This window comes from Ahniella affigens (assembly GCF_003015185.1).
GTDB classification, from domain to species: Bacteria; Pseudomonadota; Gammaproteobacteria; order Xanthomonadales; family Ahniellaceae; genus Ahniella; species Ahniella affigens.
Window position 1 is genome coordinate 4731273 of sequence record NZ_CP027860.1, and the last position, 14092, is coordinate 4745364.

Annotated in this window: 11 protein-coding genes; 8 read left to right on the plus strand and 3 right to left on the minus strand. The window is 60.5% G+C overall.

All coding sequences use genetic code 11. The features are described from left to right. The first annotated feature begins 1 nt into the window (after position 1). Both C7S18_RS18250 and C7S18_RS18255 read left to right on the plus strand, forming a co-directional pair. Complete coding sequence (locus C7S18_RS18250) at positions 2–1855, plus strand: Gldg family protein (RefSeq protein WP_106892914.1); 1854 nt, start codon at positions 2–4, stop codon at positions 1853–1855. 10 nt (positions 1856–1865) lie between these two features. Beyond that, positions 1866–3083 carry a DUF4340 domain-containing protein gene (locus C7S18_RS18255; protein WP_106892915.1) on the plus strand — a complete coding sequence of 406 codons (1218 nt, stop codon included), beginning with the start codon at positions 1866–1868 and terminating at the stop codon, positions 3081–3083. 87 nt (positions 3084–3170) lie between these two features. Here the strand turns inward: C7S18_RS18255 and msrB are convergent, their stop codons facing one another. Beyond that, positions 3171–3587 (minus strand): peptide-methionine (R)-S-oxide reductase MsrB, encoded by a 417-nt coding sequence (gene msrB / locus C7S18_RS18260; RefSeq protein WP_106892916.1) that lies wholly within the window; start codon positions 3585–3587, stop codon positions 3171–3173. A 534-nt stretch (positions 3588–4121) separates the two neighbouring features. On the opposite strand from msrB, the gene tesB reads away from it, so the two are divergent. The 5 genes from tesB (at position 4122) to C7S18_RS18285 (ending at position 9983) form a co-directional block, all read left to right on the plus strand. Continuing rightward, positions 4122–4997, plus strand: a complete 876-nt coding sequence (tesB, locus tag C7S18_RS18265) for an acyl-CoA thioesterase II (protein ID WP_106892917.1) — start codon at positions 4122–4124, stop codon at positions 4995–4997. Then, complete coding sequence (locus C7S18_RS18270) at positions 4997–5536, plus strand: hypothetical protein (protein WP_106892918.1); 540 nt, start codon at positions 4997–4999, stop codon at positions 5534–5536. The genes tesB and C7S18_RS18270 overlap by 1 nt, the downstream gene beginning before the upstream one ends. Positions 5537–5538: 2 nt before the next feature. Then, complete coding sequence (locus C7S18_RS18275) at positions 5539–6270, plus strand: arginyltransferase (protein WP_106892919.1); 732 nt, start codon at positions 5539–5541, stop codon at positions 6268–6270. 109 nt (positions 6271–6379) lie between these two features. Then, positions 6380–9379 (plus strand): ligand-binding sensor domain-containing diguanylate cyclase, encoded by a 3000-nt coding sequence (locus tag C7S18_RS18280; protein WP_106892920.1) that lies wholly within the window; start codon positions 6380–6382, stop codon positions 9377–9379. 169 nt (positions 9380–9548) lie between these two features. Then, on the plus strand, positions 9549–9983 hold the full coding sequence (locus tag C7S18_RS18285; protein ID WP_106892921.1) for a response regulator: 435 nt from the start codon (positions 9549–9551) through the stop codon (positions 9981–9983). 33 nt (positions 9984–10016) lie between these two features. Here the strand turns inward: C7S18_RS18285 and trhA are convergent, their stop codons facing one another. Next, positions 10017–10658 carry a PAQR family membrane homeostasis protein TrhA gene (gene trhA, locus C7S18_RS18290; RefSeq protein WP_106892922.1) on the minus strand — a complete coding sequence of 214 codons (642 nt, stop codon included), beginning with the start codon at positions 10656–10658 and terminating at the stop codon, positions 10017–10019. Between the two features lie 122 nt (positions 10659–10780). Between trhA and C7S18_RS18295 the strand changes: the two genes are divergently transcribed. Then, positions 10781–13162, plus strand: a complete 2382-nt coding sequence (locus C7S18_RS18295; RefSeq protein WP_106892923.1) for a hypothetical protein — start codon at positions 10781–10783, stop codon at positions 13160–13162. Between the two features lie 26 nt (positions 13163–13188). Here the strand turns inward: C7S18_RS18295 and C7S18_RS18300 are convergent, their stop codons facing one another. Continuing rightward, positions 13189–13968, minus strand: coding sequence for a bestrophin-like domain (locus C7S18_RS18300; RefSeq protein ID WP_106892924.1), 780 nt, complete (start codon positions 13966–13968; stop codon positions 13189–13191). Between the last annotated feature and the right edge of the window lie 124 nt (positions 13969–14092).

The following is a 14092-nucleotide window of genomic DNA, read 5'->3' on the forward strand; positions in this document are numbered from 1 at the left end:
GATGTTTACTTTGAATCGCAAGACACTCTCGGGCAGTACCCTCATCGTACTGGCCATTCTGCTCGTCGCCGTTTTGGCTCTGGTCAACACGTTGTTCCGCGGCGCACGCATCGACTTGACCGAAAACAACCTGTACACGCTGTCCGATGGCACCAAGTCCATCGTCAGCGAGATCGAGGAGCCGATCAATCTGTATTTCTACTTCTCCGACAAAGCCAGCGCAGATGTGCCGTTTCTCCGGAACTATGCGAACCGCGTTCGCGAGTTGCTGGAAGAAATCGCGGCCAAGAGCAAAGGCAAGATCCGCTTGTCGGTGATCGATCCGCAGCCATTCTCGGAAGACGAGGATCGCGCGTCCGAAGCAGGCCTTCAGGCCGTACCGGTGGGCCAGGGTGGCAACTCGATCTTCTTTGGGCTCGCCGGGACCAATGCCCTCGACGGCAAAGCGGTGATTCCGTTCTTCTCGCCGGACAAGGAATCGTTCCTCGAGTATGACGTGGCTAAGATGATCAATGGCCTGAAGTCAGACAAGAAGATTGCGGTGGGCGTGATTTCCAGTCTGAACATCGCCCCGGGGTTCGATCCCGCGACCCGTGGCATGCGCGAAGGATGGGCGGCCTATACCCAGCTCAGCGACATTTTTGACATGCGCATGCTGAATCCCGAAGCCACGACCAAGATCGATCCGGAGATCAGCACATTGCTGCTGGTTCACCCGAAGACGCTGAGCGATGACACGCTGTACGCGATCGATCAGTTCGTGCTGCGCGGCGGCCGTTTGATGGTGTTTGTGGACCCAAGCGGTGAACAGGATCAGAGCGGCGCGGACCCTGAGAATCCGCAGGCAGCGATGTTTGCCAGCAAGTCGTCCGATCTGCCGAAACTGTTCAAGGCATGGGGCATCAACTATGACCCGAACCAGATTGTGCTCGATGCCGGCAATGCGTTGCCGATCCAAATCAATCCCGCCGCCCCGCCGGTGCAGCATCTGGCGATCATGGGTTATCGCAAGGACAACTTGAACCACGACGAAGTCACGACCGCGCAGCTCGACACCATCAACTTCTCGACCGCCGGTCAGTTCAGCCTCGCCGAGTCGAGCCCGCTGAAGCTCGTCAGCCTCGTGCAGAGTTCGGGTGACGCGATGCTCACGGAATCGGATCGCATCAAGTTCATGCAGGACCCGAGCACACTGTACGAAGGTTTCAAGGCCACCAATGAGCGCTATGTGCTGGCCGGCCGTCTGTATGGCAAACTGAAGACCGCGTTCCCCGAGAAGTCGGGCCCGGATCACCTTGCCGAAAGCAAGGAAGACGCGAATCTGGTCGTTGTAGCCGACACCGATGTTCTCAGTGATCGCCTGTGGGTTCAGATGCAGAACTTCTTTGGCCAGAAGCTGATCAATGCGTTTGCCGACAATGGCGACTTTGTAATCAATGTGGTCGACAATATGGCCGGCAACAGTGCGCTGATCGGCATCCGCAGCCGCGGCGTGTCAGCCCGTCCGTTCACGACGGTCGAAGCCATTCGGAGAAAGGCCGAACAGGACTACCGCAACAAGGAACAGGAGCTCCAGCAAGAGCTCGCCGACACCGAGCGCAAGCTGAACGAGCTGCAGGCGAACAAGAGCACCGACAACGCGATGATTCTGTCGCCCGAGCAGCAGCGTGAGCTCGAACAGTTCCAGCAGGACAAGCTGAAGATTCGCAAGGATCTGCGCAATGTCCAGCATGATCTGGACAAGGACATCGAGAGCCTGGGCAGCCGCCTCAAGTTGCTGAACATTCTGGTTCTGCCGTTGCTGCTGACCCTGGCGGTATTCGGTCTGCATCACTTCCTGCGTCGTCGCGCCTGAGGAGCGGAGCATGAGCAAACATCAGTTCAACAAACTTCTGATCGTTACGGTTGTGGTGCTGGTTGCCGCGTTCTGGGCCACCAGCACGCGGTCGCCGGAATCGCGTGAAGAGCTCGCCGGGCAATCGCTGGTCGCCGACTTGAAACAAGACATCAACAAGGTCAGCGCGCTCCGGTTTGTCGAAGCCGGCGACAAGACCGTGCTGACCATCGTCAAGGGCGACAAGACCTGGACGCTCGCCGAACGTGATCACTATCCGGTCGACATGCAAAAGGTCCGCGAGTATCTGCTGAAGCTCGCCGAGGCCGACCTGCTTGAAGCGAAGACCAGTCGCAAGGAAAGCTACGCCAAGCTCGGCGTTGAAGATGTTGCCGCCGCCGAGGCCAAGAGCGTGCGGGTGGAGCTCGATGGTCTGGCCAAGCCCGTCAAGATTGTTGTCGGCAATGCCAACTCGATGGGCCAGGACGGCACCTACGTCCGTCGCAATGACGAGGAGCAATCGTGGCTCGCGAAGGGCAGCCTGATTCCGGATCGCGTGGTGGGCAATTGGCTCGACAAGAATGTCATCGACATCCAGTCCAGTCGGATCGAACGCTTCCTGCTGGCCAAGAGTGGCAGCCTGATCAGCGGGTCCAAGAGCAAGCCGGATGACGACAAATATGTCATCGAGAACGTGCCGAAAGGTCGCGAGCTGAACAGCGAGTATGAAGGCAACACGTTGGGTGCCGCACTCGCCAGCCTGACGATGGACGATGTACGAAAGTCGGGGGCTGCCGAGATCGACCCCAGCACGAGCACCGCAGCGAAGTACCAGGCATTCGATGGCCTGGTCATCGAAGCCACCGCTTGGCAGGAGGGCGACAAGGGCTATGTTCGCCTGAGCGCCAGCTTGGACGAGGCCAAAGCCGGCGCGCATATCGATGCGGAACAGGCGAAGGCCAAGGCGACGTTTGACGCCGCCAACGCCGAGCACATTGCGAAGCTCGCTGAGTTCAACAAGAAGAAAGAAACCGACAAGGCGCTGACTGACGCTGATGCGCCCGTCGCCCCGACGATGCCAGCAGCGGTCAGCGATGCGGCCAAGGACAAGGCCGATCAGTTGGCAACGCTGAAGCAGGAAGTCGAGACGATCAACCAGAAGTGCGCTGGCTGGGACTTCCAGCTGCCCACGTACAAGTTCTCGTCGATCAATAAGACCATGGACGAGTTGCTGAAGCCAAAGGCTTGAGTGTCACGGTCGGTCAGGCAAACGCGAAACGGACCTTCGGGTCCGTTTCGTTTTTTGGAAGGAGACAGGCCGCAATCCGACGCGCTATCAGGTCTGCGTCGGCTCCGAATCGCGCTCTTGAAAATCAAGGCTCGCTGAGTTGATGCAATAGCGCATGCCGGTCGGCCTTGGTCCGTCTGGAAACAAGTGCCCGAGGTGTGACTCACAGCGCGCGCAGCGCACTTCCACCCGGCGCATGCCATGGCTCAGATCAACGTGCTCGCTGATCGCACCCGCCGCAACGGCTTCGGAGTAACTCGGCCAACCGGTGCCAGAATCGAACTTCGCCCGCGAATCGAACAACGGCGTGCCACAGCCAACGCAAACGTAGAGCCCGTCGTCGTGATGGTCCCAGAACTTGCCGGTGAACGGCCGCTCCGTAGCCGAGCATCGGCACACGGCGTATTGCACCGGATCCAATTGCGACTGCCACTCGGCGTCGGTCTTTTCGATCTTGTCGTTCATGCTGTGATCTCCATTGAATTCAGATACTCCGGCGCTTGCCGATACCGCCAGCAGCGGAACTGGAGCTGTGGTCGGATTGCATCCGCTGCAAGGGTGGACTGACATCCCGTCGCCATAGAACCCCGAGCACGGATGAGACCGATCTGCCCTTCCGATCATTGCAGATCGCTTGCAAAGAACCGTGACCAGACCAAATGTACGCACGGGCAATCGGCTGGCAATCCGGGTCTGGCCCGAAAGGCTCACAGAATTCCAGCACGCGATGTCGGATAATGCCTCGGCCTGAGCAGATTGTCGCTTAAGCCTATGGAGGGACTGAACCAGTCCATCCTGGACTTTCAGACCCAAACCGAGTCCGGCACCTGCCTGCCCCGGCGAAGGCCGGGGTCCGGACTCAGTACCCCAAAATCAAGCACTTGCGTGTTTGATTCTGGGCGGGCCATCCACGGCCCGCGTCGCCTCTAAACTTGTTCAGAGGCTCCCCAGCTGCTCAGATTGCAGAGAACCGAATATGGAATCAGCCTGGAATTGTTCATGACCGACAGTGTAGTCACCGAGCTCGTCTCTTTGCTCAAGCTGGAACGCTTGGAGCTTGATCTGTTTCGCGGCCAGAGTCGTGATATCGGCACCCGCTTCGTATTTGGCGGACAAGTACTGGGACAAGCCTTGTCGGCCGCACAGCAAACGGTGAGCACCGACCGGATTGCCCATTCGTTGCACGCTTATTTTTTGCGTGCAGGCGATATCGATGCACCGATCATTTATCAAGTCGAACGGTCGCGCGACGGTAAGAGTTTCTCAACCCGGCGCGTCTCGGCAATTCAACACGGGCAACTGATTTTTGGGATGGCCGCGTCGTTCCACAAACCAGAGCCAGGCGCCGAGCACCAGCTGTCGATGCCAGAAGTGCCCAAACCCGAAGACCTGGAGCCACCCGACCCGATTGCGCAGGAGGCGCTCGCGCAGATCTCGCCCAAGCTTCAACGCTGGCTGACGTCGAAGGGCCCGTTCGAATTCCGCCATGTGTATCCGCGGGATGAAATCCGCCGGCCAAAGCGCCCACCGTATCAGCACGTGTGGTTTCGGCTGACCGAGCAAATCGACGATGATCCCGACCTGCACCGGGCGATGCTCGCGTATTGCTCGGATTTTCATTTGATCGGTACGGCCACACTTCCGCACGGCATTTCGTATCTGCAACCGAATGTGCAAATGGCGAGTCTCGATCACGCGATGTGGTTCCACCGGCCATTTCGTGCGGACCAATGGATCCTGTACTCGTGCGACAGCCCGAGCGCCCAGGGCTCGCGTGGGCTCGCCCGCGGCAGCTTCTACAGTGCCGAGGGCAAGTTGATTGCCTCGACCGCACAGGAGGGTCTGATCCGACTCCTGCCAGAAGGAGAAGCCTAATGCGGCAGATTTACAGCTCTCAGCGCCTCGAGAACGTGGATAAAGTGGAAGCGCTGATGCAGGAAGCCGACATCGAAACCTATGTCTCTGGTCGCGACAAACTGCGCCGCGACCGGCGAAGGCGCTTCAGCTACACCGAACGCGGCCAGCAAGGTGAATGGCCTGCCGTTTGGGTGGTGAATGCCGATGACCTGCCCAAGGCGCGCGACATCATGCGCGACGCCGGCCTGATGGGCTCGACCCGTCCCGAGTACGCGGCCGCCACCACCTTGCCCACGCGGGTGCAAACACCGGAGTCGCTGGCCAGCAAAGTGCGCCGCGGCCTGTTGATTCTGGTCGTGGTAACTGCGGTCATGATGGGCATGTGGTGGGCCATCACCACGCCCGAGCGGAACCGCCCAGCGCCAGCGCCAAAACCACTGATGCCAGCCGCCGCGACGGCGGTCGCGCCGGAAGTGCCCCAACCGGCGGCGCCGGAACCCGCGAGTTCGGACAATCCGAACGTGATTGTCATCGAAGACCTGGGGGACGGCTCCTGACCATGCGGCGTGCCGAAAGCGCCCGATTGTTCAAGACCCGGCCGCATGCGTGCGGCTATTACCCGGATCGGATCGCCGAGAATCTGGTGATCGACCCCGAAGCCCCGAATTTGGGCCTGCTCTATGGCACCGCGCTGAATCAAGGCTATCGGCGCAGTGGCGGACATTTGTACCGACCGGCCTGCTCGTCCTGCCAGGCCTGCGTCCCGACTCGGATCGAAGTCGACCGATTCACACCCAATCGCACCCAGCGGCGGGTGTTGAAGCGCAATCAGGACCTGACCATCCGCACCGTTCCAGCCGGCACCGATCCGGAACACTTTGCGCTCTACCAGCGCTATCTGAGCGAGCGCCACGCTGGCGGCGGCATGGATCAAGGGAATCAGGACGCCTTTCGCGAGTTTCTACTGGCGCCCTTTGCACGCAGCCTGTTTCTGGAGATCCGGCACGAGTCACGGTTACTCGCATGTGCGGTCACGGATCACACGGAGCAAGGACTCAGCGCGGTGTACACGTTCTTCGATCCCGAATTCTCGGGACGGAGTCTCGGCGTGCTCGCGATTCTGAAGCAGATCGCGCTGTGCCGGCGCCTGGGGCTGCCCTACCTGTATCTGGGATTTTGGCTGTCCGCCCACCCAAAGATGGATTACAAACGGCAATTCCAGCCACAGGAGCATCTGGGGCCAGACGGAATATGGCGCCTGGCGCCCCCTCAGTCTGGCGTTCCGTACTGATACCGGCGTTCGGCCCTGGCCAATCGGCCAAGCAAATCATCACTGGCACGACCGGTCCGGGCATTGCACAATCGCGTTGGGAACCCCCCATATTCATGCAGGAGCCCCGATGCGCCGAGGGAACTGGCCTTTGCTGCTTGCCCGCGCCCTGGTTGCGTGGGTGATTGCGCTGTCGACCCTCTCGGCGTTTGCGCTCGACCCGAGCCGCAGCCTGGATGAGTATGCCCTGGAAGTCTGGGATACCGACACCGGACTGCCGCACAATCAGGTGCATGCCATCGCCCAAACGCCGGACGGTTATTTGTGGTTTGGGACGTGGGAGGGGCTGGTCCGCTTCAACGCCCGCGAGTTCCGCCTGTTCGACCGCAGCACTGTTGCCGAATTGGCTGACAATGGCGTTCGGGCACTCCTCGTCGACGCCAAGAAGCGCCTGTGGGCCGGCACGTCGCGCGGCGGGCTGTCGCGTCTGGATCGGGGCCACTGGACGCATTTTGACCAACAGGACGGAATGATCTCGGACGAGGTGCTGGCCCTGCGCGAAGACAGTCTCGGACGCATGTGGGTGGGACTTGAGGAAGGCGGCGTGGCAATGATCGAAGACGATCATGTCCGTAACTACACGAGCGCCGATGGGCTGATGCACAACACGGTGCTTTGTATCGCCGAAACGCCAGATGGGAGCATCTGGTTTGGCACCTCCAGCGGCCTGAATCGCTACAAGGATGGCCGTATCACGACGCCGAATCTCGGCAATCTGACGCCCAACCGGCAAATTCTGGACTTGTATGTGGACCGTAAGGGCCGACTCTACGTGGGCGGTGACTTTGGTTTGCTGATGCTGGAGGGCGACACCTTGAAACCGGTGTTGCCCGACTCCGGACTTTCCAGCCAAGCCATCGCGGTCACCTACGAAGATAGCCAGGGCGCCCTGTGGATTGGTGCGGTGTCGGGCGGCTTGATGCGCCTGTACCGAGGCCGTCTGGAGCATTTGAGTGTTGAGCATGGCCTGCCCCATAACCGCGTGATCGCGATGCTCGAGGACCGCGAAGGGTCAATGTGGGTCGGCACCGGGTCCGGCCTGGTCCAGTTGAAAGATGCGGCGGCATCGATGCTTGGGCTGCAGCGTGGGCTCAGCGACGCGTATGTGCGCTCAGTCTTGCAGGATCGTCAAGGCCGCATGTGGGTGGGCACCAGCAACGGCCTCAATCAACTGATGGATTATCGGTTCCGCCACTGGTATCCAGGCGGCGGACCAGTCGGCAACCACGTCTTGTCATTGGCCGAAGATGCCACCGGAACGCTCTGGCTTGGCACTTACGACTCCGGCCTCGTAGCGTTTGATGGGCAACACTTCCGGCGAATCGGCCCCGACCAAGGCCTTGCTGGGACGCAGGTGCGGAGCATCCTGCCAGCCCGCGACGGATCGTTATGGGTCGGCACGACGAATGGCCTCAATCGGTTCCAGGGCCAGCAGGTCGAGCGTTTTGGGCGCGAACATGGGTTGCCACGTGAGTACATATTCGCGCTGCTCGAAGATCGTGCCGGTCGCATCTGGGTTGGCACGACTGCGGGCGCGGCCGTCTACGAAAACCGTCGCTTTGAAGCCCTGGAGCTGCCCGCGGGCCAGCAGATGCGCGACGTGTTCCATTTTCTGGAAACCAGTGACGGCACCATCTACGCGGCGACCAGCGACGGCATTCTGCGCGTTCGCGGCGAACAGGTCCGGGTCGCCAACAGCACGCAAAGCGATTTGCCCGGCGCAATCTTCAACCTGGTCGAAGACGCGGCTGGCGCGCTCTGGATGGGTTCCAACCGCGGCATTTACCGAGTCAATCGGGACGAACTCGATGGGGTGCTCGATGGGCGTCTGAGCCGATTCACCGCCACTCAGTTCGATCGCACCGACGGTTTGGCCAACAACCAATGCAATGGCGGTTCACAGACGTCGGCGATTCGGGCGGCCGATGGCAAGATCTGGTTTGCCACGGCAAAAGGCGTTGCGATCATCGATCCGCGCCAAGCCAATGAGAAAACCATGAGCGCGCCGCCGGTCGTGATCGAGGATGTTCGAATCGATGGGCGTGCGGTGGCAACGCCAAACGACCGCATCGAACTCAACTCCGGTCGGCACAAGATCGAAGTGTTCTTCGCCGGACTGTCGTTCTATTCCCCCAACGACGTGCGCTATCGGTATCGACTCGTGGGCTATGACGACGCCTGGTTGGACGCGCCTCGCGGCCGTCCGGCGGTGTTCACGAACCTGCCGCCGGGGCGCTTCGAGTTCGAAGTCAGCGCCGCCCAGCTGCACGGCGATTTCAACGCCGAAGTGGCCCGTCTGACCCTGGATATTGCGCCGACCTTTCGGCAGACCCCTTGGTTTGTACTGCTCGTCTTGGCGGGCGTCATTGCGACCATCTGGTTGGGTGTGCGCGCCCGGACCGCGCAGCTGCATCGCCGCGAGCGCCAGTTGGCGGCCCTCGTGGATGAGCGAACCCAGGCGCTCGCGCAACGTAGCGAGGCGCTGCAAACCGCCGATACCGAGAAGGCGCGTCTCTTGGAAGAACTGCGTTTGAAGTCCGAAGCCTTCGAGCACCAGGCAAAGCACGATGAACTGACCGGGCTTGCGAACCGGCGCTATTTCGATTCACAGCTCGCCCGCGATCATGCGACGGCGCGCCTCGGCGACCAGCCGTTGGCCGTGGCACTTGTCGATGTCGATCACTTCAAACAAATCAACGATCGCTTTGGGCATCAGATCGGCGATGAGGTGTTGCGGGCGCTGGCAGGCGTGCTGCGGCAATTCCAGCCGATCGACGAACGCGTCGCCCGCTATGGCGGTGAGGAGTTCGCGTTGTCATTCCCCGATCTCAGCTTTGACGAGGCGCGCGCCCGCGTCGAGCGCCTGCGGCTTGCGGTTGCCGAACTCGATCTCACCAACCTGTCGCCACGGCTCACGGTGACGGTGAGCATTGGTTTGTCGGCAGATCGCAAGGCCAAGCACCACGAACGCCTGCTCGCCGATGCCGATCACTATTTGTACGAGGCCAAACGGCTCGGTCGCAATCGGGTGGAACCGGGACACATGCCAGGGTCGTCTGGGACGGCGTAATGGGCGTCCGAACAATCTGCCTCCCGGGGTGACAGCGCTGGCTTTTGGCGCTCACCCGGACTTGCCACAAAGCCCTGCAATTTGTGTCAATTTGTTGAAAGATCAACAGCATGCAAGTCGCGCCGACTGATGCAACAATTGCGACTTCCGCCGCGCGTTTGGTGAACAGATGCATCCTGCAGCAGCGATGGCACGGGGCATGCTGATTCCAGGCATGACACTGTTGCTGTGCGAAGACAACCCGGACAACACGATGCTGATGCAGGCTATCCTGGAACGGCTCGGCTTTGCCGTGCATTGCGCGGGCGATGGCGAGGAAGGGCTCGCATGCTGTGAGCAATCACGCTTTGACCTTGTGCTGACCGACATCGAAATGCCAAGGCTCGACGGGTTTGGCCTGCTCGAAAAGCTGCGCCAGCGGGAAGCGCGTCTCGGACATCCGCCGGCGGTTGTTGTCGCGGTAACAGCCTATGCCACCGCGCAAGACCGCCATCGCTTCCTGGCCGCCGGGTTCAATGAGTTTCTGGCCAAGCCGTTCCGCATTGACGATGTCCGGGCCTTGTTGAATCGGCTCGACCCCGCGTTCCAACCGCCATTGCACTGAGAGCAGCCAGGTATTCCTGACGGACTCACTGGCTCAGCGCACGTTCGTCATCAATGAGGCGACAGTGATGTAGTGCGACACACTGCCGAGCAGCACGAATACGTGCCAGATCGCGTGCGCATACCGCATATTGTCGCGATGATAGAAATACGTACCGGCGGTATAGAACGCCCCACCGACGAACAGCCAGACCAGACTGTACACGCTCAGACTGTTGATGACGGGTTTGATGGCCACAATCACCAGCCAACCCATCGCAATGTAGATCATGGTCGACAGACGCTTGAATCGGCCAGTGAAAAACAACTTGAACAGCACGCCAGCCATCGCCAGTCCCCAAATGGCTCCAAACAGCCACCAGCCGACGTTGCCCCGCAAGGCGATCAGCGTGATTGGGGTATACGTCCCGGCAATCAGCAGGTAGATCGCGCAATGGTCAAACACCTTCAGCCGGGCCTTGGCCACGGGATGCGGCACGGCGTGGTATAGCGTCGACGCAACATACAACAAGATCAACGTGATGCCGTAGACGATGGCGCTCCCGAGCTGCCACGCATTGCCGTGCAGCGCTGCCAACGTAATCAACACCGAACTGCCACACAGGGCGGCGACCACCCCCAAACCATGCGTCAGCGCACTCGCGACTTCTTCTTTGAGGCTGTGATGTTCGGACATCCGCCGAGGCTGAAGCCAGCATCTGGTGCAAAAGCTCCAAACGGACCATACGCAGACGCGATTGGCGGGAACTTTTGGCAACCCGGGTTAGGGATGATACGCCCGCAATTCTGGAGACTGCCATGGTCCGCCGCCTCGTCGCTTGCTTGATCCTCCTCGCCTGCTGCCAGCCAAGTCTGGCCGGCTCCAATCCGAGCGCACCGCTCGGCACCAATCTGAATGCGGTGAACGACTTCAGTGACGAGTTCCCGTTCGTCAACGTGATGAAATCGGCCCGCGACTGGATTCCCGGGAATGCGGCCGGCTGTTTTGATTGCCGGGAGCCCGGCAGCAACCCCAGTTGCAATGCGCCGAATGCTTGCCCCGTCATCATCAACCGTGACGCCGATGGCTACGCGACGAGCCTGGAACCGAACCAAGTGCTAACCACGATCTTGCACGCTGGCGGTACACCGGGCCGTCTGCCAGCGGGCAACTACACGTTGCGCTTCGATGGCGCCGGAACCATTCAGATGCTGGGCGCGAGCGTCGTCAATCAGACCAGCAATGAGATTGTCTTCAACGTTGCGAGCAGCACCGGCAACAACATCGGGTTCCGACTGACCGCCGTCACCGTTGGCAACCACATACGCAACGCGCGCGTGCTGCCGCCCGGCGGCGTCTGCAGTAACGACAGCCACCGGTTCTGCGATGCGTCCTCGCCCTGTGATGCCGGCAATACCTGCAACGCCTTCACGAGTGGCTCAGTGGCCGAAACTCAGCTCTTTCACCCGCGCTTCCTAAAGAACTATGAGCCGTACCGACTGCTGCGCTTCATGGATTGGATGGGCACCAATAGTTCCCAGGTCAGTGCCGTTGCAGACTATCCAACCGCAGCGAGCGCATTCTGGGGTCGGGTCCCAATCAGCGTGCTGGCCGAACTCGGCAATCGTCTCCAGAGCGACATCTGGATCAATATTCCGCACAAGGCATCCAATGCCCTCGTTGACCAGTTTGCCACGACGCTCCGGGATCAGTTTACGCCCGATCGCCGCGTGTACGTCGAATACGGCAACGAAAACTGGAACGGCATCTTTCAACAGAACGTCGAGATTCCAAGACAGTTCTGTCCCAACTTTGCCGACCTCGCTGTGGGCTGCCAGGACGATGGCGTGCCAGGCAATGGCATTGCCTGTGAACGCAATCCGGTGACGTTCTCACTCGGGAATGCCCAGGGCCCGTGCTTTCAGGCGCTCGTGCGGGCCTGGGGCGATCGCTCGACGGAGATCTTCGCGCGATTTGACACGGCATTCGGCAGCAGCGCCCGCAATCGCACGGTCCGGGTGATTGCCGCCCAGGCGGCGAATGCGGATCTAGGTCGACAGGTCCTGACCCGGACTGCCACCGGGCAAGCATTCACCGTCGCCAGCAAGACCGATGTCTATGCGAGTGCGCCCTATTTCGGCACCGAATACTGCACGCCGGACAGCGGCGTAAACCCCGACACCAGCCCGGCTGTCTATGCGAGTGTCGGCGCGTTTCTCGACCATGTGGAGGCAAACGCCTTGCCGCGCGCCGTGGGTTTCATGACCAGCAGCAAGAACATGCTGAACACCAACTTCCCGGGCTCCGGGATTCGCCATATCGCCTACGAAGGTGGCCAACATTTTGCCGGGATCGGGGGCTTCACGTTCAACAACACTTGCAACACGATCTTTGATGCAGCGAATCGCAATTCGCGCATGGAATCGATCTACCGAAGCTACTTGTCGAGTTGGAAACTGAACGGCGATGAGTTCACGCACTTCTACAACACCGGGCGCTGGGGCGTTTTTGGCTACTGGGGCGCCCTGGAGTTCCAGGACCAGAATCTAAGCACGTCGCCGAAGTATCAGGCACTCACGGGCCACAGTACCGCCAATCCCTGTCACTGGCCGAACTGTACGCAGACTGGCAGCAACGTCGTCGACCCATTATTTGGCGATAGCTTCGAGGGCAGTCCGGCACCAACCTGCACACCGGCACAATTGCTCGTTGATGGCGGCTTGGAGGCGTCCGACCCGAATACCGCAGCCAATCCGAACTGGGCGTCCACGTCGACCAACTTCGGCTCGGCGATCTGCACAAGCGCAACGTGTCCCGACGACGCTGGCACCGCCCTGCCCCGAACTGGCAGCGCCTGGGCTTGGTTTGGCGGCACCGCCAATGCGGAGACCAGCACGCTGACGCAGTCGGTGCAAATCCCGAGTGGCAGCCCGCGGTTCTTAAACGTCTTCCTGCGGCGCGGGTTTGTCTCGACACCGTTCAATGCAGAACTGCGCGTCAAAGTAGACGGGACGACCGTGCAGACATTTGACGAACCGAGTAGCGCCGAAGCGGGTTACACCGTGCGCAGCGTTGACCTCTCCAGCTTTGCGAATGGCGCGACGCACAGCATCCAGTTCGAGTATGTGAACCCAAGCGGGAGCGGCAAGTCGAACTTCGTGGTCGATGATATGAGTGTGACTTGCACCGCCGGCGGTTGAACGATTCCAGTCGTTGCAACGGCCCCTCATCGCGAGGGGCCGAGATCTTGAAGAACGCGTTCCATGCTCGCCTGACTGACTTGCACCCAACCGCGCCGTGGCCGGTCCAGATCAAGGACTGCGGCGAGCACAAACGCAATCATCAATGCGAACACGTAGGTTGCGGCGTGCCGACGTGAATCGTTCAGCGCGAGGCTGTAGGCGATCATCCCGAAGGCCACTAACGTCACGATTATCAGCAGCGTGACGACCAACTCAGGGACATGATTTTCCAGTGCCGCGCGCCGCATCTCCGATAGGTCGATCAGCTCATTCAGCGCGGCGCTGAACTGACTGTTGGGGACCGAGCCCGGTTCCGCATGGGCACGCTCGACGGCAATTGCCCAAAGCCCCGCCTGCAGCGTTGCGGCCTCTTGGTAGGCCTGTGCCAACGCTTCCGAGTCGACGCCGGCCCGGAAAAAGTTGAGGCGGGATGTGGCATAGGCTCGAAGCAAGGCCCGCACTTCCTCCCGGTCTGGATCTGGCAAAAAGTCGGCGCGCAACGCCGCCGTGCCGATTGCATTCGCCTCCGCCAACACGAGTTCTTTGCGCGTATCAAAGCGGCCAACAGCCATCGCAAACGTAAACCCGAGCAACAATGCCAACAGCCCGAGCAACGCCGACTGCAGATTGCCGAGATGCGCGGCCAGCGCCTCAGTTGTCCGACCGTGCTGGCGCCGACCCAATTGAAACCCGACTTCAATCGCCAGCGCGGTCAGCGCAACAGTGATGATGACGACCAGCACTTCGTTTGCATGCCACCACATACCAGCGCCCTCAATATTTGACGATGATCCGAGTGTCGCCGACTGCCGCCTCTTTACTCAAGTCGATAACGAACAACCACGGCGCCAGTGTCGCGCTGGTTTCGGAACACGACACAAAGTAACT

Coding starts and splice junctions, on each gene's coding strand:
- C7S18_RS18250 (WP_106892914.1), top strand. CDS start 2: ATGTTTACTTTGAATCGCAAGACACTCTCGGGCAGTACCCTCATCGTA.
- C7S18_RS18255 (WP_106892915.1), top strand. CDS start 1,866: ATGAGCAAACATCAGTTCAACAAACTTCTGATCGTTACGGTTGTGGTG.
- msrB (WP_106892916.1), bottom strand. CDS start 3,587: ATGAACGACAAGATCGAAAAGACCGACGCCGAGTGGCAGTCGCAATTG.
- tesB (WP_106892917.1), top strand. CDS start 4,122: ATGACCGACAGTGTAGTCACCGAGCTCGTCTCTTTGCTCAAGCTGGAA.
- C7S18_RS18270 (WP_106892918.1), top strand. CDS start 4,997: ATGCGGCAGATTTACAGCTCTCAGCGCCTCGAGAACGTGGATAAAGTG.
- C7S18_RS18275 (WP_106892919.1), top strand. CDS start 5,539: ATGCGGCGTGCCGAAAGCGCCCGATTGTTCAAGACCCGGCCGCATGCG.
- C7S18_RS18280 (WP_106892920.1), top strand. CDS start 6,380: ATGCGCCGAGGGAACTGGCCTTTGCTGCTTGCCCGCGCCCTGGTTGCG.
- C7S18_RS18285 (WP_106892921.1), top strand. CDS start 9,549: ATGCATCCTGCAGCAGCGATGGCACGGGGCATGCTGATTCCAGGCATG.
- trhA (WP_106892922.1), bottom strand. CDS start 10,658: ATGTCCGAACATCACAGCCTCAAAGAAGAAGTCGCGAGTGCGCTGACG.
- C7S18_RS18295 (WP_106892923.1), top strand. CDS start 10,781: ATGGTCCGCCGCCTCGTCGCTTGCTTGATCCTCCTCGCCTGCTGCCAG.
- C7S18_RS18300 (WP_106892924.1), bottom strand. CDS start 13,968: ATGTGGTGGCATGCAAACGAAGTGCTGGTCGTCATCATCACTGTTGCG.